This is a genomic window from Vibrio sp. 03_296, assembly GCF_002265885.1.
In genome coordinates, this window is the sequence record NZ_NPKW01000149.1 from 1 (window position 1) to 22580 (window position 22580).

Here is a 22580-nt window from a genome sequence, read left to right on the forward strand (position 1 = left end):
CAAGAGTTATGGGGGCTGTTGCTTGGTTATAACTTGGTAAGACGAGAAGCCAGTCAAGCGGCCGTAGCACATGGTCGAATGGCCAATGAAATCAGTTTTAAATACGCTTGTCAGTTCATCGCTAGTCAACTGAAAGTAATGAGCAAAGCGGTATCTCCAGGTAATACACCGAAGCGTCTAAAAAGTCTGCGCGGAGACTTATCCATCCTTTTTATAGACAAACGCCCTAAGCCAAATCGGCCTAGGGCGGTAAAAATATCAAAGACCCGATATCCTGTTAATCGCAAGGCAGCTCCTCTTAAGTGAACTACATTGCGTAATACCCGGGCCTTTAAAGCCTGCTAACGCATGCGGAAAATTGTGCATGTATCGCTCTGTCGCCTGTGCCATGGCAGCAGCACTTCCCGCCCACTCTGGCGCTGAGATCGACTTAAGCATTTTGTCGCGTTTTGAATGCACTTCAAATCCCGGAGTGATGAGCTCTGCCCAATCAAATTGGTCTTGATTCAGTTGCGCGGCAAACGGTTCATTATCCTCAGCACTTCGCCAAACGGGATGTTGCGCCACATTGGTGAACAGCAATTCAACGGGGAGATCGTTAGTATCAAAATGGACTTGAATCGGCCCGCCGTAAGGGGAGGTTAAACGAATCGTTTCAGCGCTCTTAATCTCATAAGTGGTTGAGGTGAGGTGCTTAGGGCGGCTATAACCCTCTTTTGAAAACTCGTGGGTTGCCCCACTTCGAAGTGAGTTAATCGCAATCGACACCTTAACCGCGCTGTTATCTCGACGCGCGATTTGGAACGTTTCACCCGGTAAAGCGTACACACCGGCTGAGCGAAAGTTGCGTTTCGATTGCAACTGAACCGTTTTACTGATCCGCGCGATATCGGAACCAAATTCGCTGCGGCTAAAATTACCCATATTCGGCTGTTTTGGGTTGATCGCGCGAGAATGATATTGGACATAATCGGCAAAATAGGATTTTAGGAACTCAAGCGATGCCGTGGTCGATTTATCCATTGGAAACACCACATCCTGACGATAACGATCCGCCAGCAGTACCATCAGTTTTTCATACTGATAATCTGCGGTTTTAAACAGATCGACTTGGCTTCGATCCAAAGACAATAAATGGTTGCGAATCGCGTTTGCCGCAAGGTAGAATTCGTTGTCCATCTTGGCGCTCTCTGGGCAAGATTTGTCGTCACACTGCGTCAAGTCCACCGTAAAGCTATCCGTAAAAAAACGATTGAGTAACGCTTGCTGAATGACGATGTCTTGCGAAATGATGCCGTTCAGCGATAAGGCATTCCATTGGCTAATGCCGAGCTTTCGCCAATAGTTATCACCGACATACTTAACATGAAAGAGGTCAAAAAGTGCATTGCCTAATTCCGTCATGCCACCATCCCAATGCAAATAAAGGATAGGAATGCCCATTGATTGCGCTTTTTCAACGGCGCTTTTGACATTCGCCACGGAATCTCCACTGTTCATATGTTGCGATAGAATCAGCAAATCGGGTTGGGCCACGATACAGGCCAGCAGCTTTTCACCATCACACTGATTGGCTTCGTTATAGCTAACCGCTTCGCCATATCGTTTACTTAACCAATTTCTTGTTGCTTGCTCATCGGGAAAATAACGCGATTGATCCATCTGCGCGATCACCACGTTCGCCCCTTGCTTCAATGAGCCAGCATTTAGCCATGTCAGAAGGTTATCCAGCCAACTCTCCATGTCACTATTCACAGATGTCGGGAAACGTTGAGCAGTGCGAAATGGGTTGCTACCTAAGACGGCATATCGCTGATGATTGGTTCTCAAGCCAGCCACACCAATGGTTAACTCTTGGTCTTTATAACCATCAGACATCGCTTTGTTAGTCTGTAAAATAGGCTGGTTAAACCCGTAGGTAGCCTCAATGATGGCCGCATCATGAGTGGGATCCCACTCAAGCGACGACGCATTGGCTGCTAACTGCGTTCGCATCGCGTCGTTTTGCTGCTGATAATCGGCCACGTAGCGCCGGCTGGCTTGAATAAATTCATTTGGATCGGACACCAGCAAGGCATTTCCGCTTTCAAGCGCCCGCTCTACATCCGTTTTGACTTGTGCTGTTGAACCACCGCCACCACTACCACCACCGCATGCGGTCACCGCAAGCGCCAGCAAGCTGGAGTAAAAGATCTTGTTCATTTTCTCGCTCGTTCTTTTTGTTTTTCTTAGTGTAATTAATGACTTCAGAACAACAACCAACGAGCTCATCGCGATGATTGATTTTGAACTAACCTAACATAACGGCACCCTATAGGTGCCGTTAGTGAGTTTGTTGAACAATCTAAAATTAGCTCAATGGTCTGAGGTAAGCGAGGAAGCGTTTCTCCGCATTTTTGAATACCCAAAGGATCAAAAACGTCAGCGACATGTAGAACAGGCCTGCGGTTAGAAACGATTCAAACGGAGCGTAATAACGCGAGTTCACCAATCGAGCAGCCCCAGTAAGATCGAGAATCGTCACAATACCGGCGACCGCACTGCCGTGAAGCATAAAAATGACTTCGTTACTGTAAGCTGGGAGAGCTCTACGCAACGCACTTGGCAATACAACACGGCGATATGTCATCCAATGGCTCATGCCATAGGCTTTTGCCGCTTCCACTTCCCCTTTTGGCAAACCGTTGATCGCGCCACGAATGATTTCGGCGGTATACGCAGAGGTATTCAAAACAAACGCCACCAAAGCGCAGAACCAAGCATTTTCCCAAAGCGTATCTTTCACGGGGAAAAACTGATCCATCCCGTAATAAATCAAATAGAGTTGAACCAACAGAGGTGTGCCTCGGAAAAAATAGATGTATCCCCAAGCCGGTAAGCTCACAAAGTAGTTACGACTGTTTCTCGCAATGGCAAGCGGAATGGCAACGCCTAAACCAATCACCAGTGAAATTGCCACCAACCAAGCGGTTGTCCATAAACCATCGAGGTAGATAGGAAAACTTTCTACGATTAATGAAAAGTCCATCGTCACCTACCTCGTATGAATGCTAAATTTACGTTCTAGGACTTTCAAGCAGCCCGTTGAAACGCTGGTAAAGAAAAGGAAAATCAGCGCCACCGCCATATAAAAAGTAAATGGCATTTTGGTTGATCCCGCGGCTAACGACCCCACTCGAACCATGTCTTCTAAACCGATGATGGAAACCAGAGCCGTGGTTTTTAGCAAAACCAACCAGTTATTACCAAAACCGGGTAACGCATGACGAACCATTTGTGGAAGCAAAATACGGCGGAATGCCAGCGTCGCGCTCATACCATACGCTTTTGCCGCTTCAAGCTCACCCTTATCGACCGCCATGATGGCACCGCGGAAGGTTTCCGCCATGTAGGCACCGAAGATAAAACCTATGGTCAACACACCAGCAATAAAGGGGCTCACATCGACATAGTCCGGTAAATAGGAAACCCACTCGTGATTTGGATCGCTCGATGTAAACCACTCGTTGAGCCATTCATTCACCGCGTAAAGCGAATTATTGAGAAAAATCTGGCCACCGAAGAAAATCAGCATCATCAACACCAGATCAGGGATCCCCCTGATGATGGTGGTGTAAAGAGTGGCAATAGCACGCGCCCAGCGGTAAGGCGCCATTTTGGCAAGCGCGCCCAACATGCCAAGTAGCATGGCGAGCACAAGGGAAAGTAGTGCTACTTCGATGGTTAACACGGCCCCTTTAAAGATAGAGGCTTCATATCCTTGTAAATCCAGCATAGGTCAGTTCCTAATCCCTAGAATCTAGAATCCTAATTGCCGGGTACATCCAGGAACGAACCGGCAATTAGGGCGAGAGTTCAGCGGTGATTAGTCGCCATAGACGTCATACTTGAAGTATTTCGCCGCGATTTGCTGATAAACACCTTTTTCACGCAGTGACAGAATGGCGGCATCCAGCTGTTTGGTGAGTTCTTTATCTTGCTTACGAACCGCAATACCAAAACCTTCGCCAAACCATTTTGGATCTGTTAGCGATGGTCCAACAAACTCGTAGCCTTCACCACCCGCTTTATTCAGTACACCTTCTTCCAATGCTGATGCATCACCCAATACTGCGGCAATACGGCCATTGGCTAGGTCAAGATACGCTTCATCAAATGAACCATAGCGTACGATATCAACGTTCTTGCCATAGTTATCGGTTAGGTATTTGTCGTGCGTGGTTGCGCGTTGAACACCGATTTTTACGCCGCTCAGTTTGTCAAAATCCAAGCCTGCACCTTTCTTCGCGATGAACTTGTTCGGGATCAGCGCGTATTTACCAGTGAAATCGACTTTTTGCTTGCGCTCTTCCGTGATAGACATAGCGGCAATGATTGCATCGTACTTACGAGCCAATAGCGACGGGATAATGCCATCCCAATCTTGCGCGACGATCTTACATTGCACTTTCATCTCTTCACACAAGGCATTCGCCATATCGACGTCAAAGCCTTTTAGTGAACCATCGGCTTCTGTCCAGCTAAATGGAGGGTACGCCCCTTCAATGCCAAAGCGAACCGTTTTCCATTCCTTCGCCTGAGCGATACCCGACACTGCGGTTGCGGCCAATGTTGCTGCAAGTAACCACTTCTTCATATCCATACTCCTGTGATTGTTTTTGTATTGCGATGTTGTGTTTTGTTGTTAGGTTCTAGGTTCTAGGTTCTAGGTTCTAGGTTCTAGGTTCTAGGTTCTAGGTTCTAGGTTCTAGGTTCTAGGTTCTAGGTTCTAGGTTCTAGGTTCTAGGTTCTAGGTTCTAGTACGATAGAATGCCCATCACCCTTTTAATAAATCGATGAAATAAACTGCTTTAAGCGCTCTGAATCAGGATTGGTGAACAGCTTTGACGGTGCGCCTTGTTCTTCGACCAATCCTTGATGTAGGAACATCACGTGGTTAGAGACATCACGAGCAAACGCCATTTCATGCGTCACCACTAACATGGTGCGGCCTTCATCCGCCAAATCACGCATTACCCCCAACACTTCACCGACCAACTCTGGATCGAGCGCCGATGTCGGCTCGTCAAACAGCATCACTTCAGGGTCCACCGCAAGGGCGCGAGCAATCGCAGCACGCTGTTGCTGACCGCCAGATAAGTGACCTGGGTAGTAATCTTTACGCTCATACAAGCCGACTTTTTTCAGCAGCATTTCTGCTTTTTCGATCGCCTCGGCTTTGGGCACACCCAGAACATGAACGGGCGCTTCAATCACATTTTGTAGCACCGTCATGTGAGACCAGAGGTTAAAGCCCTGAAAAACCATCGCCAAGCGCGAACGGATACGCTGGACTTGCTTTTCATTGGCTGGAACCGCCTCACCCGCACGATTGTTTTTCATCTGGATTAATTCGCCATTAACCCAAATTTCACCTGCGGTAGGCGTTTCTAGTAAATTGATGCATCTAAGGAAGGTACTCTTACCGGAGCCGGAAGAGCCAATGATGGAAATAACGTCCCCTTTGTGTGCAGCAAGTGAAATGCCTTTTAGCACTTCATTCTGACCAAACGTTTTGTGCAGTTGTTTGATATCCAGCGCTGGTACGTCATGCATGCGCTTGTACTCCCTGTGTTTTTTGTCACTGCCAAGGCACTCCGGCCCCTTGAATGGATACAAACTAGCATCCTATCAATTGAGTTGCAACAAATTATTAACCTGCATTTTTAGCATAGTTAAAAACGAAAAGTAGATTTATATTCACAATTTAGCAATATATTCTTTTACTGATGCATAGAAGGCATTAAAAAAGCCTCCAAGGGGAGGCTTTATATAAATCACAATTTAACAAAATATCAATACTACTGATTACGCTGCAATGTAATGTAGTTAACTGTTTTGCTCTGAGCCTGTAGTCGAGTACGCTCAGCCTCATCAATCATCAAACCATGAGAGTCGATTGACTCATCCGTTGCAGCGGTGCCTTTAAACTGATCCATAATATAACGAGCGCTCAAATCACCATCTTCAGTACTAAACCAATAGTTTTGTTGCAATGAAAATGCATCTAAATCACTAGCATTCGTCGTAGAGATACTCGGAAGAATGACACTATCACTAACAAACGAATAAAGTACATGAAGCTTAATCTCCGTTAGATTTGAGTTTGGCCTAATGCTAATACGCTGTATGCCATTGTCACTTTCTTGAATTGCTATGTTATCAGTCAGAGCGATTTGTAGTGCACCGTTGGCATTATTTGATAGCGTAACAGGATTTGAAGACAACGATGTCGTATTAAATAATGTTGATTCATCGAGTGACAGCGCCCATGTATCATCTATTGGTAAATTTAACGTTGCCGTCCAATTAGTTTGTGGCACTGCTGAGCTCTGAGCAAACCACTGCTCACCACTTCGTAAAGTTGAAGGATGGAAATACTTAGACTCTGTTTTTGGCACTAATGAAAGCGTTTTACTAGTATTTTTATACACAATACCTAACTTAGCATCTGAATAATCGACAGAAGATGGGCGTAAAATAGGTTCCTCGATACCGGTATAACTCATCTCAATATTGCCTGTACTCCAATCGTCAAACCCGTATTGGAATAGAGAGGCAGTGTTGTTAGCTTGGCGATATTGTGTGACTAAAGAAATGTCATTCGATAATGCTTGTAAGCCAGTGTCCGGTGTAATTTCAGAATCATTCGATTGAGCTTGCTCCAAATCCGAACGGAAATAAAATGGTAAAACTGCGGAGTCACCCTGGGTGTCTTCTTTGGTGTTTAAATAACGTATTCCTGACTTAGTTATTTGCCTTAAATTGGTAGAGCTGTATGTGCAAGTTAAATTTGGAATTGCCGTTACAGCTGTAAGTGTCAAGTCATTAAACTCACTTTTGTATGCTTTTAAAAACTCTTGGGTAAAAGAAGTTACGTAAACGTCATTTGGTCCGAATTTTTCTTTAAAGCTAACAAATCCACCTTCAGGAATGTTCTCTAAGATGATCTTAACTTTTCCATCATCCACAAAAACTTCTTTGCCTTGTGGTACACCATTCGCGTCTGAATAAACAATTGAAAGAAATGAATCTATAGCGTCAGACACGGGTTTAGCGACCAAAATTTTTGTGTTCTGTGTATTGGCAACTTCAGTACGCTCTCTTTGATAAATCTTACAAGAGCTACTTGTTGCTGAGCCTATGTCTTGTAACTCTGCCTTCACAAAGCTAACGTTAAGAACTGTTTGAACAGGGCCACCGCCACCGCCGCCACCACTACTGCCGCCACAGCCAACTAACCCCGCAGAAATCATTGCCACCAGCGGCATCATTTTTAATTTTGTCATTCTCTCATCCTGATACGGCAAAGTTTCGCCAATTAAAAGTCACTGGCGGCATCCTTGCAAAAATAACGCCAACTTATGTTAACTGCTGATCGCAATACAAACAGAAGTGTTCACCTAGACGCATATTTGTTTTAAATTTTCTAAAAACAGACGTGCTATGAAAGCAAATTACACATAAAAACCAAGGACTTTTCGCATGCCAGCTACTTTCTGTAGTTTTCTTTCACATCTTTTCTTAAAGTGATCTAAATCAATCACCCCAAAGGGTTAACTTGCTAGACTCGGCCGTAAAGTTGAGGCTGATCTCAGCCGTCAAAATTAGTGAAATTTAGCTATGCTTAGGCACGTGGTATTCGTGCGACAACAACCCTAACACCTAGCATCGGCTATAACAGGAAAAACCCGCAGGATGCGGACTATAGAATTCAGATCGAATTACTAACTTTTTAAATATATGAGGAATCTATGTCAGACGCAGTGAATAAAGTGCATTCTGATTCAGATATTGAAACGAAGAGCTACAGTGAGCTTCATCGTCCAGCTTCTGAATTTGCCAGCCGCTCAGACTACCTAGACCACGAACTGCAAATCATGAAACCGCGCCGTTTCGGTTTGAACCTTCCTGGTCGTGACTTCCGTTTTGAACTTGAGGACCTTGTTCCTGCGCTTGCTGGTACTATCGGTATTATCGCGATGTACTCTGCAGTAATGATGTCTTGGGCAGACGGTCTAACCCAAGCTTGGGACCACATCAACTTAGGTAAAGAATTTGCTATCGAAGTTGCGCGTGTGGAAATGTTGTTCCCAGCTCTATTCTTCTGCGTTATCGCTTCTGGCTTTGTCAACCCACGAGCCAACTTAGCCGGTAACCACGGTCCAATGATCCCTCTTATCGGCGCGATTGCTCTCGCTGGTGCTCACCCTCTTGCATTGGCACTTCTACTTGGCGTGTTTGGTCTCCTACTGAGTTACTTTAAAGGTGGTTCTAAACTGGTGAACCTGACCTCCGAAGGCACCGCAGGCGGCTTGTTGATCTTCCTCGGTTTTACCGGGACGATGAGTCAAATTACCTCCATTCAAGAATGGGCCGTTGGCCTGCAATCTGCTGACGTTGCAGCTGGCAGCCTAGGCTACATTGGTTTAGTTGTGCTTGGCATTAACATCGTTATTTACGCGCTTCTTGCTAAACTGAACCTACGTTGGCTAGCGATCCCAGTGTGTGCGTTTACTGGCTTGGTGATTGCACTTGCGCTAGGTGCAGGTTTTGATCTTAAGTTCGAAACGGAAATGGGCCTACCGAATCTGAACCCAGTTTACTGGTGGGGCAGCACTGAGACTGGTTGGCAACTTGGCCTACCAACGCTACAACACTTTATCGCTTCTCTACCATTCGCGATTCTAGCGGTAGCAATGTGGTCTCCAGATTTCCTTGGTCACCGTATTTTCCAAGAATTGAACTATCCTAAGAAGACAGAAAAAGTGCTTATGGATGTCGATGACACCATGACCATGTGTTCTATTCGTCAAATGGTGGGCACTGCACTTGGTGGTGGTAACATCACGTCGTCTTGGGGTACATACATGATCCCAGCCGCGATTGCGAAGCGTCCAATCCCTGGTGGTGCGATCATCCTAGGCTGTTTGGTTATGACGATTGCGATTCTTGGCTTCCCAATGGATGTCGCGGTATGGCCACCAGTAATGCGTTGTGCGCTACTAGTAGGTGTATTCTTACCTCTACTTGAAGCGGGTATGCAGATGGTTCGTAGCACAAAAGATTCGCAAGCAGCAGGTATCTGTATCTTTGGTTCTGCGGTTGTGAACCCAGTTCTAGCTTGGGCATTGACCATGCTACTAGATAATAATGGTCTGATTGGTGACAAAGAGCGCGCATCTAAACTATCTTTTGTAGATAAAGTAGTGATTCCAGGTGGTGTTCTTATTATCTGTCTAGTTGCTATGCTTGCAGTTGGTATGCTAGAAAGCCAGTACGGCATCAAAGCTTGGCTATAAGCGTTCAAAAAAAGTTTGGGTGGTGCTGGTCACCACCCAAATTTTATTGAGTTTTTTTAGCTTTTATTGATTTAGTTTAAGGTTTGCAAAAAAATTTTAGTATACCCTGAAGGAAAGTTAATAAGGCAAGACATGAAACTCAGTGACAATATGTATCGTTTTATGAACAGTTCGAAAATCGATACATATTGTTATTCATAAGAGTGTACTGCTCCTCTTTAATGAGAGGATGGCTGGCTCAACAGCCACAACAGTACGTGTTTTTTCTACTAAAAAGGTAGGTATGTCATGGCAGAGCAATTTGCTAAAGCTTGGGAAGGTTTTGCAGCAGGTGACTGGCAAAACGAAGTAAACGTTCGTGATTTCATTCAGAAGAACTACACTCCGTACGAAGGCGACGAATCTTTCCTAGTTTCTGAAGGTACTGAAGCAACCAACAAGCTTTGGGCTAAGGTAATGGAAGGTATCAAAATTGAGAACTCAACTCACGCTCCAGTTGATTTCGATACTGACCTAATCTCTACCATCACTGCTCACGATGCAGGCTACATTGAAAAAGATCTAGAGACTATCGTTGGTCTACAAACTGACGCACCTCTAAAACGCGCTATCATCCCTAACGGTGGTATCCGCATGGTTGAGGGTTCTTGTAAAGTTTACGGTCGTGAACTAGACCCTCAAATCTCTAAAATCTACTCTGAATACCGCAAAACACACAACGCTGGCGTATTCGATATCTACACTCCAGATATCCTAGCTTGTCGTAAGTCTGGTGTTCTAACTGGTCTTCCAGACGCTTACGGCCGTGGTCGTATCATCGGTGACTACCGTCGTGTTGCACTTTACGGTATCGACTTCCTAATGAAGGACAAACTGGCTCAATTCAAGTCTCTACAAGAGCGTTTTGAGAACGGTGAAGATCTTCAAATGACAATGCAACTTCGTGAAGAGATTGCTGAGCAACACCGCGCTCTAGGTCAAATGAAAGTGATGGCAGCGAAATACGGTTACGATATTTCTCGCCCAGCTGAAACTGCACAAGAAGCTATCCAATGGACTTACTTCGGCTACCTAGCGGCTGTTAAGTCTCAAAACGGTGCTGCAATGTCTCTAGGCCGTACTTCTACGTTCCTAGACGTGTACATCGAGCGTGATATCGCTGCTGGTAAGATCACTGAAGTTGAAGCTCAGGAAATGATTGACCACTTCGTAATGAAACTACGTATGGTTCGTTTCCTACGTACTCCTGAGTACGATGATCTATTCTCTGGCGACCCAATCTGGGCAACAGAATCTATGGGTGGTATGGGTCTTGACGGTCGTACGCTAGTAACGCGTTCAAACTTCCGTTTCCTAAACTCTCTATACACTATGGGTCCTTCTCCAGAGCCAAACATCACTGTACTTTGGTCTGAGCAACTACCTGAAGGCTTCAAGAAGTTCTGTGCGAAAGTATCTATCGATACTTCTTCAATCCAGTACGAAAACGACGACCTAATGCGTCCAGATATGAACTCTGACGACTACGCAATCGCATGTTGTGTATCTCCAATGGTTGTTGGTAAGCAAATGCAGTTCTTCGGCGCTCGTGCAAACCTTGCAAAAACGATGCTTTACGCAATCAACGGCGGTGTTGATGAGAAGCTAAAAATGCAAGTTGGCCCAGTAATGCCTAAGATCACTTCAGAAGTACTAAACTTCGACGAAGTGTGGAGCAACCTAGACCACTTCATGGACTGGCTAGCTAAGCAATACGTTGCTGCACTAAACGCAATCCACTTCATGCACGACAAGTACAGCTACGAAGCTGCACTAATGGCTCTACATGACCGTGACGTATACCGTACAATGGCATGTGGTATCGCTGGTCTGTCTATCGCAGCTGACTCACTTTCTGCAATCAAGTACGCGAAAGTGAAACCAGTTCGTGACGAAGATGGCGTAGCAATCGACTTCGAAATCGAAGGCGACTACCCTAAATTCGGTAACAACGATGCTCGCGTTGATGACATCGCTTGTGAACTTGTTGAAGTGTTCATGAACAAGATCCGTAAGCTAAATACTTACCGTAATGCTGTTCCTACTCAGTCTATCCTAACTATCACATCAAACGTGGTATACGGTAAGAAGACTGGTAACACGCCAGACGGTCGTCGCGCAGGTGCTCCATTTGCACCAGGTGCAAACCCAATGCACGGTCGTGATGAAAAAGGTGCTGTAGCGTCACTAACTTCAGTAGGTAAACTGCCATTTGCTCACGCAAAAGACGGTATCTCTTACACCTTCTCTATCGTACCTAACGCACTAGGTAAAGATGAGAACGCTCAACGCGCTAACCTTGCTGGCCTAATGGATGGTTACTTCCATCACGAAGCAGGCATCGAGGGTGGTCAACACCTGAACGTTAACGTTCTAAACCGTGACACTCTGCTTGATGCAGTTAAGCACCCAGAGAAGTACCCTCAGCTAACTATCCGTGTATCTGGATACGCAGTTCGCTTTAACTCTCTAACTGCAGAGCAACAAGCTGACGTTATCGCACGTACTTTCACTGAATCTCTATAATCTAGAGCTCAGTTAGTAAAACCGGCACTCTGTTGCCGGTTTTTTATTTTTGGGGATGCATAACCTCCTACCTTACTTTCTTCCTCGCTCGCTCACTCCTTCATAGAAAATGATTTTCTTCAGCGAGTCATGGTCAAAACATTATTCCAACTATAATTGACGATATATTTTCGCTCAGAGAGACGCTTTTGCTGTATGATGTCGCCAAAAACACGGATTTAGTATGAAGTTGTCCAAGTCCCTATTTTTATTGCTGCTCTCACCGATGGCTTTTGCTTCGGTCAAATCAACAACCTCGTTCAGTCTCGATAACGATGGTATTTTTGGCGTAGACCAAGATTACACCAACGGTATTTTCTTTGCTTACGCTTCACCAGCTCTAAGTTCAGAACACCAAATCAATCGTTTAAGCTTGGCGGATAAACAAGGTGGGTCTATTGATAAGTGGGCGTTTTCCATTGGCCACAAAATGTGGACTCCTTCTGATATTTCTCAGACGACCCCCACTCCCAATGATCGTCCTTATGCAGGCTATTTTCACGCAGAGCTCAACTACCTTTCTCTCCATCCACAACAAGCCGTGCGTTACAACCTGACGTTAGGCACCACGGGCGAAAATGCGCTATCCGAAAAAGCGCAAAAGCTGGTGCATAGCATTACAGGCTCCACGGATCCAAATGGTTGGGAGTATCAAGTGGATGATTATGTTGCTGGTAGTGTGGGTTATCAACGCCATGACCTGCTGATGCGCTCTGCAAATCTCACTGAGTCGAACTGGGAAATGAGTCATATTTTCGAGGCCAACGCAGGTAATTTCCGCACTGATGTCGCGTCTGGCGTGATGTTTCGCTACGGTTCAGATTTAGCCAACACACTTGGTGCAGCGAGCATTTCAACCGAGAATCCTTTTCACGCTAGCATGATGGGGAATTCCCCATACGGTTGGTTTGTCTACACGGGGCTTTCAACTCGTTATCGTTTTAATGACCTCACATTAGAAGGTGAGCGCTCCGGATTGCCAGAGCCATCCGAACAATATGATGTGACCATGCAACATTGGCAGAGTACCGCTGTCGCGGGTGTTGCACTGTATAACCGTCGCGTTGGCTTGAGTTTTGCGCTGTCGGCTAAGACCCCTGAATACAAAGAAGCACCAGAACGAATCTACGGTAATGGCGCGCTTTCTCTGTACGCCTTTTTCTAACGACAAGTTTTACAACGCCAAAAGTTCGACTAAAAAAAGCGGGATCATTGAGTTATCCCGCTTTTGCTTTTCAAGGTCAGATCAAATCGTGAATTTTTGACATTCATTACTCAACTGACGTGAGCTGTTATCAACAAGCTGGCTGACGTCTCGTAGCTCACCATTGTTACTTTCCAGCTCACGCATCGCTTGAGAGATTTGCGTCATGCTATCTGCCATAGATTGACTGGTGGTGGCGAGTTCTTTGATCGATGAGAGAATAATCTCTGTTTGATGGTTAGCTTCATCCGCCTTGGCAGTAATGTGTTTGAGCGCATCCATCGCCTCATGCCCTTTTTGTTGGCCTTTTTCTATCGTTTGACCCGAGCTACTGATGTATTGAATCACCTCAGCACTTTCATTTTTCATGGTTTGAATGGTGCCAGTGATTTCACTCACCGCATCGACGGTACGCACGGCGAGGCTACGAACTTCATCGGCCACAACAGCAAAACCACGTCCTTGCTCCCCTGCTCGGGCGGCTTCTATGGCGGCGTTGAGTGCCAGCAGGTTGGTCTGTTCAGCGATGCCGTTGATGATGTCCATCACCGAGTCAATTTTTGAGGACGCTTCTTCTAATTGACTGATGTGTCCAGCCGCTGAGTTGAGAATTTGCGCGACCTGCTCAAGTGAGCCAATCGCTTCTGAAATGATTTTTCCGCCATCTTCTGCCGCTTGGTTTGACGCTCGGCCAATTTGGGTCACGAATTCCAGTGAATTAGACACCTCTTGCGTGGTCACGCTCACCTCTTCGGTTGCTGAGGCAAGCAGTTGGGTTTGGCCAAGGATCTCACCTTGGTGATGCGCGAATTTATCGAGCCCGACTCGCAGTTCTCCTGCATGCCCAGCCAGTGAATGACTGCTTTCTTGCACTTCAGAGACAAGTTTGCCGAGGTTTTCACAACTCTCATTAACCGACTGGGACAACTGATTAAACTCATCATTCGCGTTACTACTGAGTGTCAATCGGCGAGACAAATCGCCATTGGAAACGGCTTTAATCACTTGGCTAATGCGGTCAAGTGAGCGGGTTAGCGACACACTGATGCTGAGGAAGATCACGATGGTAAACACCGCAAGTGCCGCCAATGCGATCAATACCGACCATTGTGTTTCACTCGCAGAAGAGGCGGCTCGCTGTTGCTGATCGCCTGCGACTGCATTCAACTGCTCTGAAGCTTGTTGGATTAAGTTGATCGCCTCACGCTGATTGTTTTTCAACTGCTGTTCAAGCGCGCCCAATTGCTGAGAAAGCTCACTGACTCGAATAAATGTTTGTTTAAACTGTTCGATCTCTTTCTCATAGATATCCAACATGCCATAGCTGTTTGACACGTTAACGAACATCGCCATTGCACGATTAAACAATTTCATGTTCTGCTCATTTGGCTGCAACAAGTAATTTTGCTGGGTTTTGATCATGGCTTGAAAGTCGGAGTTAATCGTCACCATGCCTGTTTCTTCGATCTTCTGTTCAATGACCTTCGCCAGATCTTTTAGCTGGCCTAATTTGCCTTCATCAACATTAAAACCAAGTTCTGATTTAACGCTGAGCCACGGAGCCAGCGACTTCGCTAACGCATTCACCGCTTGCTGCATGTTGTCCGCTTGTGCAGTGAAGTCAAACTGGACGAGAGTTTCACCCGCTTGTCGAACGTTTTGCTCCAAATGCGTCACATCCGCTTGAATAGCATTCACTTGAGTGGCAGTCAGTTGACCCAGTTTCCCGGTTAACTGTAGAAGCTCTACTTGGGTTTGAGCGATCTGCCCTGCCCCAGTCGATACTCGACTACTTTGCGAATACTGATCGGTCAATGAGGTGAGTTGGTTAGAGGTATAAGCAGCAAGAGCAACAAAACCCAAAGTCAAAATACTCAAAAACAGCTGAATTTTACGTTTCTGAGAAAGCGCAAGCATATCCATGGTCTAATTCCCTACAGCACATTTTCTTATTGTAATAATTAACGTTATGTTTACATTTATAACAATAATCACAATCAACACAAATGTCATTAGCCTGCCATCAGGTTTTTCTCATCATGCTGAGTCACTTTTCTTGCTCAGAGGCTGATTCCCGTGTTTTGTATACTGTTTTAACCCCAGTTTTTGTAATAAAATAACAGCCGAAATTTGATAAGAATTGAGAGCTAGACATGACAACAACGGGTCGTATTCACTCTTTTGAATCCTGCGGAACGGTTGACGGACCAGGTATTCGTTTTATTGTTTTTATGCAGGGCTGTCTGATGCGTTGTATGTATTGCCACAACCGCGATACATGGGACACACACGACGGTAAAGAGGTCACCGTCGAAGAGATCATCAAGGAAGCGAAATCTTATCGTCATTTTATGAACGCCTCTGGGGGTGGTATTACTTGTTCCGGTGGCGAAGCGATGCTGCAACCTGAGTTCGTGCGCGATCTATTCCGCGCGGCGCATGCTGAAGGTATTCACACTTGTTTGGACACCAACGGTTATATCCGTAAGCACACTGACGTTGTTGACGAAGTATTAGAAGCAACCGATTTGGTGATGCTCGATATCAAGCACATGAAAGATGAAATCCATCATGATTTCATCGGCGTTTCCAACCGTCGTACTCTCGATTTTGCTCGCTACTTGCATAAAATTGGGCAAACAACGTGGATTCGCTACGTTGTAGTACCGGGTTACACGGATGATCCTGAAGCGGCTCATATGCTTGGTGAGTTCATCAAAGACATGGACAACATCGAGAAGGTCGAATTGCTTCCTTACCACAAGCTTGGCGCTCACAAATGGGAAGCATTGGGTCTAGAGTACCCACTGGAAGGGGTGAATCCACCACCAAAAGAGACGATGGATAATATTGTTTCTATCCTTTCGCAATACCATAGCAATGTGAAATACTAAGCACCGTATTCGTTATTCAATACCCACTTTAGGTGGGTATTGTTTTATCTACAGGTATGAATGACATGGATGTGTTTGGCTTTCTTTGCTTAGTGGTTATCTTGTTGGTGATTGGGGTTGGTTGCAAAGATGACTTCCTCAAAACTTTTCTCCCTAAGCTGGTAGCAGACAAGCCTTTCCAACACATGACGTTTGCGGTGATGTTGCTGCTGTTTTTACTTTGGAATGCTCAAGCAGGAGTCAAAGAAGGGCTATACATCCATTTTCTTGCACTGACGACACTCACCATGATGTTTGGCTGGAGAATGGCATTTTTGCTCACACTCCCGGTCTACACGTTACTCACAGCGTTTGGTGATCTAACGATACAGCAGTTGCCAAGTACGATTCTCCTCTCTTCCCTCGCGCCGATTCTGTTCTCTTACGCGGTTTTTGTACTCAGCTATCACTATTTGCCGAGAAACATCTTTGTGTTTATTTTTATTGCTGGCTTTTTCAACGCAGGGCTGACTGGCAGCGTTCACCTTCTCATTAATGCCCTTTATCATCTCTATGTAGGCCATTACGACTGGCAAACCATATGGCACAACTATTTCATTTTTATGCCTCTGCTCGCCTTTCCTGAAGCACTACTCAATGGGATGTCTTTGGCTGTGCTCTGCGTCTTTAAACCAGAGTGGCTACGCGTCTTTTCAGACCGTGATTACATTTATAACCACTACCGAAAATAGTGCTCAGATCAACAAACAAATTTTCCATTTTTCCCATTAAAACTGTGTTGAGATCATGTTTCATCGTGTGATGTTCCGCTAACCTAACGTCAACAACACAATTAGAGAATATATAGTGAGGTCACCATGGAAATGTCGAATGCACAACGATTGATCCTATCCAACCAGTATAAGTTGATGTCTCAGCTCGACCCTGAAAATGCAGAAAAATATCAGCGTTTTCAGACCATCGTTGAGCGTGGCTATGAGCTGCAAATGCGTGAGTTGAACAAAGATTACGGCTGCATCACTGAAGCACTTTGTAAAAAAATTATCGATGTGATGGAAATGTACCATGCGATGCAAGAGTCTTTCCGTATGCTTGATGCGGAGGAATCTAACCAGGTTGATCAGCGTCGCCTTCAGTTCCTCGGTTTTGATATTGCCTCTGAAGCACAATTGGTTCACTACGTTCGATTCTTAACCGAATCTGAAGGTCTCTACCCTCAATTCGATAAAGGCGACCACCACTTCAACAGCCAAATGCCGATGCTGGAAAAATACCGCCGCATGTTGGCGACTTGGCGCAAGTGCCCTCGTCAATACCACTTATGTGCGACTGAACTGCGCCAAATTTTTAATGCCTAGTTTTAGAGCTTAGCGTTTAACGCTTCGCGGACAAACAGATTGATTTCAAATAGAAAGGTTGACCAGCGTCAGCCTTTTTTGCGTATTCAAGACAAAAAAATCCCAATTTACACGACAAAAAACTTCAATACTAAGTTAGCAATATCCATTCTTTCAATTATCTAACTTTCCTTGTCTCACCTTGGTTCAAACTCTTTGATTAGGAAAAAAACCCGCCAGAACAGTAAGCAACAAACTCTCACCTATCTTAAATAAATGCATAATTTATTGGGCAAAATTGAGAATCCCCGTCTAGGCTTATCAATGAGAAGGGACGATATTTGCCAACGTTCGTCAGCAGACCGAATAAGAAGGGGAATGTGACATGAGTATTTTTGACCACTATCAAGCGCGCTATGAAGCTGCAAAAGATGAAGAGATGTCGATACAGGACTTTCTTGCACTTTGTAAAGATGACAAAAGTGCCTATGCGAATGCCGCTGAACGACTTCTTATGGCCATCGGAGAACCTGAGTTAGTCGATACCTCGATGCATCCACGATTAAGCCGTATTTTCTCTAACCGTGTGATTTCACGCTATAAAACCTTTAAAGATTTCTATGGAATGGAAGAAGCGATTGAACAGATCGTCTCCTACCTAAAACACGCCGCTCAAGGGCTGGAAGAACGCAAACAGATCCTTTACCTACTGGGCCCTGTGGGTGGTGGTAAATCATCGCTGGCAGAAAAGCTCAAAGCATTAATGCAGCAAATGCCGATTTACGTGCTCACCGCCAACGGAAAACGCAGCCCTGTAAACGACCACCCTTTCTGCCTATTTGACGTCAATGAAGATGGCGAAATATTGCAAAAAGAATATGGCATTGAAAAACGTTATTTACGCTCCATCATGTCACCTTGGGCCGCTAAACGCCTGCATGAGTTTGGTGGGGACATCAGTCAGTTTAAAGTCGTGAAGGTTCGCCCTTCCATACTCGATCAAGTGGGTATCGCAAAAACCGAACCAGGTGATGACAACAACCAAGATATATCATCTCTTGTTGGTAAAGTTGACATCCGCAAACTGGAACATTATTCGCAAGACGATCCCGATGCCTACAGCTACTCTGGTGCATTATGTAAAGCAAACCAAGGTTTGATGGAGTTCGTAGAGATGTTTAAAGCGCCCATCAAGGTGCTGCACCCACTCTTAACGGCGACTCAAGAAGGCAACTTTAACGGTACTGAGGGTCTCTCTGCGATTCCATTTGAAGGCATGATATTGGCTCACTCCAATGAATCTGAGTGGCAGACTTTCCGTAACAACAAAAACAACGAAGCGTTTTTAGACCGCGTCTATATCGTCAAAGTCCCTTACTGCTTACGCGTTTCTGAAGAAGTGAAAATTTACCAGAAACTACTAGAGCACTCTGAGCTCTCCAAAGCGCCATGCTCACCTAGTACGCTAGATCTGTTGGCTCAATTCAGTATTCTTTCCCGCCTCAAAGAGCCTGAAAACTCGTCCATTTTCTCTAAAATGCGGGTATACGATGGCGAAACGTTGAAAGATACCGATCCAAAAGCCAAGAGCTATCAAGAGTATCGAGATTATGCGGGCGTAGACGAAGGCATGAAGGGGCTCTCGACGCGCTTTGCGTTCAAGATTCTCTCTCGTGTGTTTAACTTCGACCAAACTGAAGTGGCCGCTAACCCTGTCCACCTATTCTATGTGATTGAACAGCAAGTTGAGCGTGAGCAGTTCCCGCAAGAAACCGCTGAACGTTACTTGGAATTCTTGAAAGGTTACTTGGTGCCTCGCTACGTCGAGTTCATCGGTAAAGAAATTCAAACCGCTTACCTTGAATCTTATTCCGAATATGGTCAGAACATCTTTGATCGCTATGTCACGTACGCAGACTTCTGGATCCAAGATCAAGAATACCGCGATCCAGAAACGGGTCAGCTGTTCGACCGCTCGGCCTTAAACGGTGAGTTGGAGAAAATTGAGAAAACTGCGGGCATCTCTAATCCAAAAGATTTCCGTAATGAAATCGTTAACTTTGTGCTTCGTGCGAAAGCCAGCAACAACGGTCAAAACCCTGTGTGGACCAGCTATGAAAAACTTCGCACTGTGATCGAGAAGAAAATGTTCTCCAATACCGAAGATCTTCTTCCTGTTATCTCCTTTAACGCAAAAACCTCTTCTGAAGACCAGAAGAAACACGATGACTTTGTCGCTCGTATGATGGAAAAAGGCTACACCGAGAAACAAGTTCGCTTGCTTTCTGAGTGGTACCTGCGCGTACGTAAATCGTCCTAACCCGGATGTGAGTTAGGTCTGTGGAACATGAGAGGGGAATTTCATGGCGCAATTTATAGACCGTAGGCTCAATGGCAAGAACAAGAGCGCTGTCAACCGACAGCGCTTCATGAGACGCTATAAAGAGCAGATAAAAGAGTCGGTAGCGGACGCGGTGAATCGTCGCTCGATCACCAATACGGAAACGGGTGAGGACGTTGCTATTCCGCACAAAGACATCAAAGAGCCTCTTTTCCATCAAGGTAAAGGGGGATTACGAGAACGTGTTCATCCAGGCAATGATCAGTTCATTACTGGCGATAAAATCGAAAGACCCAAAGGTGGCCAAGGAGGCGGTGGCGCTGGAGACGGTGATGCCAGTGCCGATGGCGAAGGGCAAGACGATTTTGTTTTCCAAATTTCAAAAGATGAGTACTTAGACCTGTTATTTGAAGACTTGGCTTTGCCAAATCTAAAGAAAAATCAGGTGAACAAAATTACCGAGTGGAAGAAACACCGAGCGGGCTATCAAACCGCAGGGATGCCTTCCAACATTTCTATTGTGCGCTCTTTGCAGCAATCCCTTGCGCGTCGCACCGCAATGTCTGCCGGCAAAAAGCGTTTATTGCACGAGCTAGAGCTGGAGCTGGAACGCATCGAGAATCAAGAGCCAGCACAAAAGCTGGAGGAAATGAAACTTAAACAAGAAATCGCAGAACTGCGTAAAGCGATTGAAAGCGTGCCTTTTATCGATACGTTTGACTTACGTTTCAAAAACTATGAGCGCAAGCCCGTTCCTTCAAGCCAAGCCGTCATGTTTTGTCTGATGGACGTGTCAGGCTCCATGGATCAAGCGACCAAAGACATTGCCAAGCGCTTTTATGTGCTGCTCTATCTGTTCCTTAATCGTACGTATGAAAACGTGGAAGTGGTGTTTATACGTCACCATACGCAAGCAAAAGAGGTCGATGAACACGAGTTTTTCTACTCACAAGAAACCGGGGGCACCATCGTTTCCAGTGCGCTCAAATTGATGGATGAAATTGTTAAAGCTCGCTATCCCGTAGGTGAATGGAATGTCTACGCTGCACAAGCTTCTGATGGGGATAACTGGGCTGACGATTCACCTCGTTGCAAGGAGTTGTTAACCAACAAGTTGTTACCTAACTGCCAATACTACGCCTATATCGAAATTACCCGACGTTCACACCAAACGCTGTGGCATGAATATGAAAAGCTTGCGGAGAGCTTTGATAATTTTGCGATGAAGAACATTCGCAGCGTTGAAGACATCTTCCCGGTATTCAGAGAGCTGTTTCACAAGGAAACGGCATAGGAGGCCCGTATGACAACCAAGACAAAGAAAAAAAGCAAGATGTTGCCAGATGGGCCAGACTGGACCTTTGATCTGTTGGAAAAATACCATACTGAGATCAAACGTGTCGCTGAGCATTACCGCTTAGATACCTATCCTAATCAGATCGAAGTCATTACCTCTGAGCAGATGATGGATGCGTATTCAAGTATCGGTATGCCGATTAATTATAACCACTGGTCTTTCGGTAAAAAGTTCATTCAAACCGAACAGAATTACAAACATGGCCAAATGGGGCTCGCATACGAAATCGTCATCAACTCCAACCCCTGTATCGCCTATTTAATGGAAGAAAACACCGTTACGATGCAAGCGTTAGTGATTGCTCACGCCAGCTACGGACACAACTCTTTCTTCAAAGGTAACTACCTGTTCCAAACTTGGACCGATGCCAGCTCAATTATCGACTATTTGCTGTTTGCGAAAAAGTACATTGCTGAATGTGAAACTAAATATGGTGAAACAGAGGTAGAGAAGCTCCTCGACTCTTGCCATGCCCTAATGAACTATGGGGTTGACCGTTATAAACGCCCAGAGAAGATCTCCATCACTGAAGAGAAGGCCCGACAAGAAGAGCGAGAGGCTTATCTGCAATCTCAGGTCAATGAGCTTTGGAGAACGGTGCCTAAGGCCAAATCGAAGGAAGAACAAAGCATTATTCACTTTCCAAGTGAGCCACAAGAAAACATTCTTTATTTCATTGAGAAGCACGCGCCACTACTTGAACCTTGGCAACGCGAAATCGTGCGTATTGTTCGAAAAATAAGCCAATACTTTTACCCACAAAAGCAGACGCAAGTGATGAACGAAGGATGGGCAACGTTTTGGCACTACACCATTCTCAACCATCTTTATGATGAAGGGTTGGTTTCTGACAAATTTATCCTAGAGTTTCTACATAGTCACACCAGTGTCGTTGCTCAGCCACCCTATAACAGTCCTTACTTTAGCGGCATCAACCCTTATGCGTTAGGTTTTGCGATGTTCCGTGACATCAAACGCATCTGTGAAGAACCGACAGATGAAGACAAAGAGTGGTTCCCTGATTTGGCAGGCAGTGACTGGCTCGATGCGGTGCATTTCGCCATGCGCAACTTTAAAGATGAGAGCTTTATAAGCCAGTATCTATCTCCAAAACTCATCCGCGATTTTAAACTGTTTTCGATTCAAGATGATGACCGAAGAAACTTCATCGAAGTCAATGCTATCCATGATGATATGGGTTATCGAAAAATTCGGGAAACCTTGGCAGCGCAATACAACCTAGCCAACCTAGAGCCCAATATCCAAGTCTACAAAGTCGATGTGCGTGGCGATCGCTCTTTAACCCTTCAATACGTCCCGCATAATCGTATTCCTCTGGATAAGAGCTACAACGAGGTGATGAAACACTTATATCGCTTGTGGGGATTTGACGTCATTTTGGAGGAGGTTAAAGAGACGGGCCACAAAGAAATCTTGGCGACCTGCCCTCAACGTACTGAGTACGACAGTAAGATCTAACTTAACCATTAGCGAATATTTAC

Annotated in this window: 15 protein-coding genes and 2 pseudogenes; 10 read left to right on the plus strand and 7 right to left on the minus strand. The window is 45.4% G+C overall.

Annotation, left to right across the window (positions count from 1 at the left end; translation table 11 throughout):
- Positions 1-306, plus strand: a pseudogene (locus tag CIK04_RS20655) (IS4 family transposase); the annotation flags it as partial.
- 9 nt (positions 307-315) lie between these two features.
- On the opposite strand, the pseudogene CIK04_RS20660 reads toward CIK04_RS20655, so the two are convergent.
- The 6 genes and pseudogenes from CIK04_RS20660 to CIK04_RS20685 all read right to left on the minus strand — a co-directional run.
- A pseudogene (locus CIK04_RS20660) lies at positions 316-2271 on the minus strand (ImpA family metalloprotease); the annotation flags it as partial.
- 79 nt (positions 2272-2350) lie between these two features.
- Positions 2351-3028 (minus strand): ABC transporter permease, encoded by a 678-nt coding sequence (locus CIK04_RS20665; RefSeq protein ID WP_038939800.1) that lies wholly within the window; start codon positions 3026-3028, stop codon positions 2351-2353.
- Positions 3029-3034: 6 nt separating this feature from the next.
- Positions 3035-3775 (minus strand): ABC transporter permease, encoded by a 741-nt coding sequence (locus CIK04_RS20670; protein WP_017422008.1) that lies wholly within the window; start codon positions 3773-3775, stop codon positions 3035-3037.
- 90 nt (positions 3776-3865) lie between these two features.
- Positions 3866-4636 (minus strand): ABC transporter substrate-binding protein, encoded by a 771-nt coding sequence (locus CIK04_RS20675; protein WP_038939802.1) that lies wholly within the window; start codon positions 4634-4636, stop codon positions 3866-3868.
- A 188-nt stretch (positions 4637-4824) separates the two neighbouring features.
- Positions 4825-5595 (minus strand): ABC transporter ATP-binding protein, encoded by a 771-nt coding sequence (locus CIK04_RS20680; RefSeq protein ID WP_011079987.1) that lies wholly within the window; start codon positions 5593-5595, stop codon positions 4825-4827.
- 245 nt (positions 5596-5840) lie between these two features.
- A complete protein-coding gene (locus CIK04_RS20685) occupies positions 5841-7328 on the minus strand; it encodes a hypothetical protein (RefSeq protein ID WP_039545875.1) in 1488 nt (495 codons plus the stop codon).
- A gap of 465 nt (positions 7329-7793) precedes the next feature.
- Between CIK04_RS20685 and CIK04_RS20690 the strand changes: the two genes are divergently transcribed.
- From CIK04_RS20690 to CIK04_RS20700, 3 genes are all read left to right on the plus strand, one after another.
- Positions 7794-9341, plus strand: coding sequence for a DUF3360 family protein (locus tag CIK04_RS20690; RefSeq protein WP_011079985.1), 1548 nt, complete (start codon positions 7794-7796; stop codon positions 9339-9341).
- A gap of 288 nt (positions 9342-9629) precedes the next feature.
- Positions 9630-11906, plus strand: a complete 2277-nt coding sequence (pflB, locus tag CIK04_RS20695; protein WP_017422012.1) for a formate C-acetyltransferase — start codon at positions 9630-9632, stop codon at positions 11904-11906.
- A gap of 223 nt (positions 11907-12129) precedes the next feature.
- Positions 12130-13110, plus strand: coding sequence for a lipid A deacylase LpxR family protein (locus tag CIK04_RS20700; RefSeq protein WP_080532668.1), 981 nt, complete (start codon positions 12130-12132; stop codon positions 13108-13110).
- Between the two features lie 81 nt (positions 13111-13191).
- On the opposite strand, the gene CIK04_RS20705 is transcribed toward CIK04_RS20700, so the two are convergent.
- Entirely contained in the window at positions 13192-15072 is a 1881-nt protein-coding gene (locus CIK04_RS20705) for a methyl-accepting chemotaxis protein (RefSeq protein WP_097352826.1), read from the minus strand.
- A gap of 230 nt (positions 15073-15302) precedes the next feature.
- Here CIK04_RS20705 and pflA point away from each other — a divergent pair, with 230 nt between their 5' ends.
- From pflA to CIK04_RS20735, 6 genes are all read left to right on the plus strand, one after another.
- On the plus strand, positions 15303-16043 hold the full coding sequence (gene pflA / locus CIK04_RS20710; RefSeq protein ID WP_011079981.1) for a pyruvate formate lyase 1-activating protein: 741 nt from the start codon (positions 15303-15305) through the stop codon (positions 16041-16043).
- Between the two features lie 65 nt (positions 16044-16108).
- Positions 16109-16774: an energy-coupling factor ABC transporter permease gene (locus CIK04_RS20715; RefSeq protein ID WP_176463393.1), complete on the plus strand. Its 666-nt coding sequence runs from the start codon at positions 16109-16111 to the stop codon at positions 16772-16774.
- A 126-nt stretch (positions 16775-16900) separates the two neighbouring features.
- Positions 16901-17401: a YfbU family protein gene (locus tag CIK04_RS20720; protein ID WP_097352824.1), complete on the plus strand. Its 501-nt coding sequence runs from the start codon at positions 16901-16903 to the stop codon at positions 17399-17401.
- 364 nt (positions 17402-17765) lie between these two features.
- On the plus strand, positions 17766-19700 hold the full coding sequence (locus CIK04_RS20725) for a PrkA family serine protein kinase (protein WP_013571381.1): 1935 nt from the start codon (positions 17766-17768) through the stop codon (positions 19698-19700).
- Between the two features lie 43 nt (positions 19701-19743).
- The gene (locus CIK04_RS20730; protein ID WP_013571380.1) at positions 19744-21015 is read left to right on the plus strand and encodes a YeaH/YhbH family protein; all 1272 of its coding nucleotides are present in this window, start codon (positions 19744-19746) and stop codon (positions 21013-21015) included.
- A gap of 9 nt (positions 21016-21024) precedes the next feature.
- A complete protein-coding gene (locus CIK04_RS20735) occupies positions 21025-22557 on the plus strand; it encodes a SpoVR family protein (protein WP_017422017.1) in 1533 nt (510 codons plus the stop codon).
- Positions 22558-22580 lie beyond the last annotated feature (23 nt).

Coding starts and splice junctions, on each gene's coding strand:
- CIK04_RS20665 (WP_038939800.1), bottom strand. CDS start 3,028: ATGGACTTTTCATTAATCGTAGAAAGTTTTCCTATCTACCTCGATGGT.
- CIK04_RS20670 (WP_017422008.1), bottom strand. CDS start 3,775: ATGCTGGATTTACAAGGATATGAAGCCTCTATCTTTAAAGGGGCCGTG.
- CIK04_RS20675 (WP_038939802.1), bottom strand. CDS start 4,636: ATGAAGAAGTGGTTACTTGCAGCAACATTGGCCGCAACCGCAGTGTCG.
- CIK04_RS20680 (WP_011079987.1), bottom strand. CDS start 5,595: ATGCATGACGTACCAGCGCTGGATATCAAACAACTGCACAAAACGTTT.
- CIK04_RS20685 (WP_039545875.1), bottom strand. CDS start 7,328: ATGACAAAATTAAAAATGATGCCGCTGGTGGCAATGATTTCTGCGGGG.
- CIK04_RS20690 (WP_011079985.1), top strand. CDS start 7,794: ATGTCAGACGCAGTGAATAAAGTGCATTCTGATTCAGATATTGAAACG.
- pflB (WP_017422012.1), top strand. CDS start 9,630: ATGGCAGAGCAATTTGCTAAAGCTTGGGAAGGTTTTGCAGCAGGTGAC.
- CIK04_RS20700 (WP_080532668.1), top strand. CDS start 12,130: ATGAAGTTGTCCAAGTCCCTATTTTTATTGCTGCTCTCACCGATGGCT.
- CIK04_RS20705 (WP_097352826.1), bottom strand. CDS start 15,072: ATGGATATGCTTGCGCTTTCTCAGAAACGTAAAATTCAGCTGTTTTTG.
- pflA (WP_011079981.1), top strand. CDS start 15,303: ATGACAACAACGGGTCGTATTCACTCTTTTGAATCCTGCGGAACGGTT.
- CIK04_RS20715 (WP_176463393.1), top strand. CDS start 16,109: ATGGATGTGTTTGGCTTTCTTTGCTTAGTGGTTATCTTGTTGGTGATT.
- CIK04_RS20720 (WP_097352824.1), top strand. CDS start 16,901: ATGGAAATGTCGAATGCACAACGATTGATCCTATCCAACCAGTATAAG.
- CIK04_RS20725 (WP_013571381.1), top strand. CDS start 17,766: ATGAGTATTTTTGACCACTATCAAGCGCGCTATGAAGCTGCAAAAGAT.
- CIK04_RS20730 (WP_013571380.1), top strand. CDS start 19,744: ATGGCGCAATTTATAGACCGTAGGCTCAATGGCAAGAACAAGAGCGCT.
- CIK04_RS20735 (WP_017422017.1), top strand. CDS start 21,025: ATGACAACCAAGACAAAGAAAAAAAGCAAGATGTTGCCAGATGGGCCA.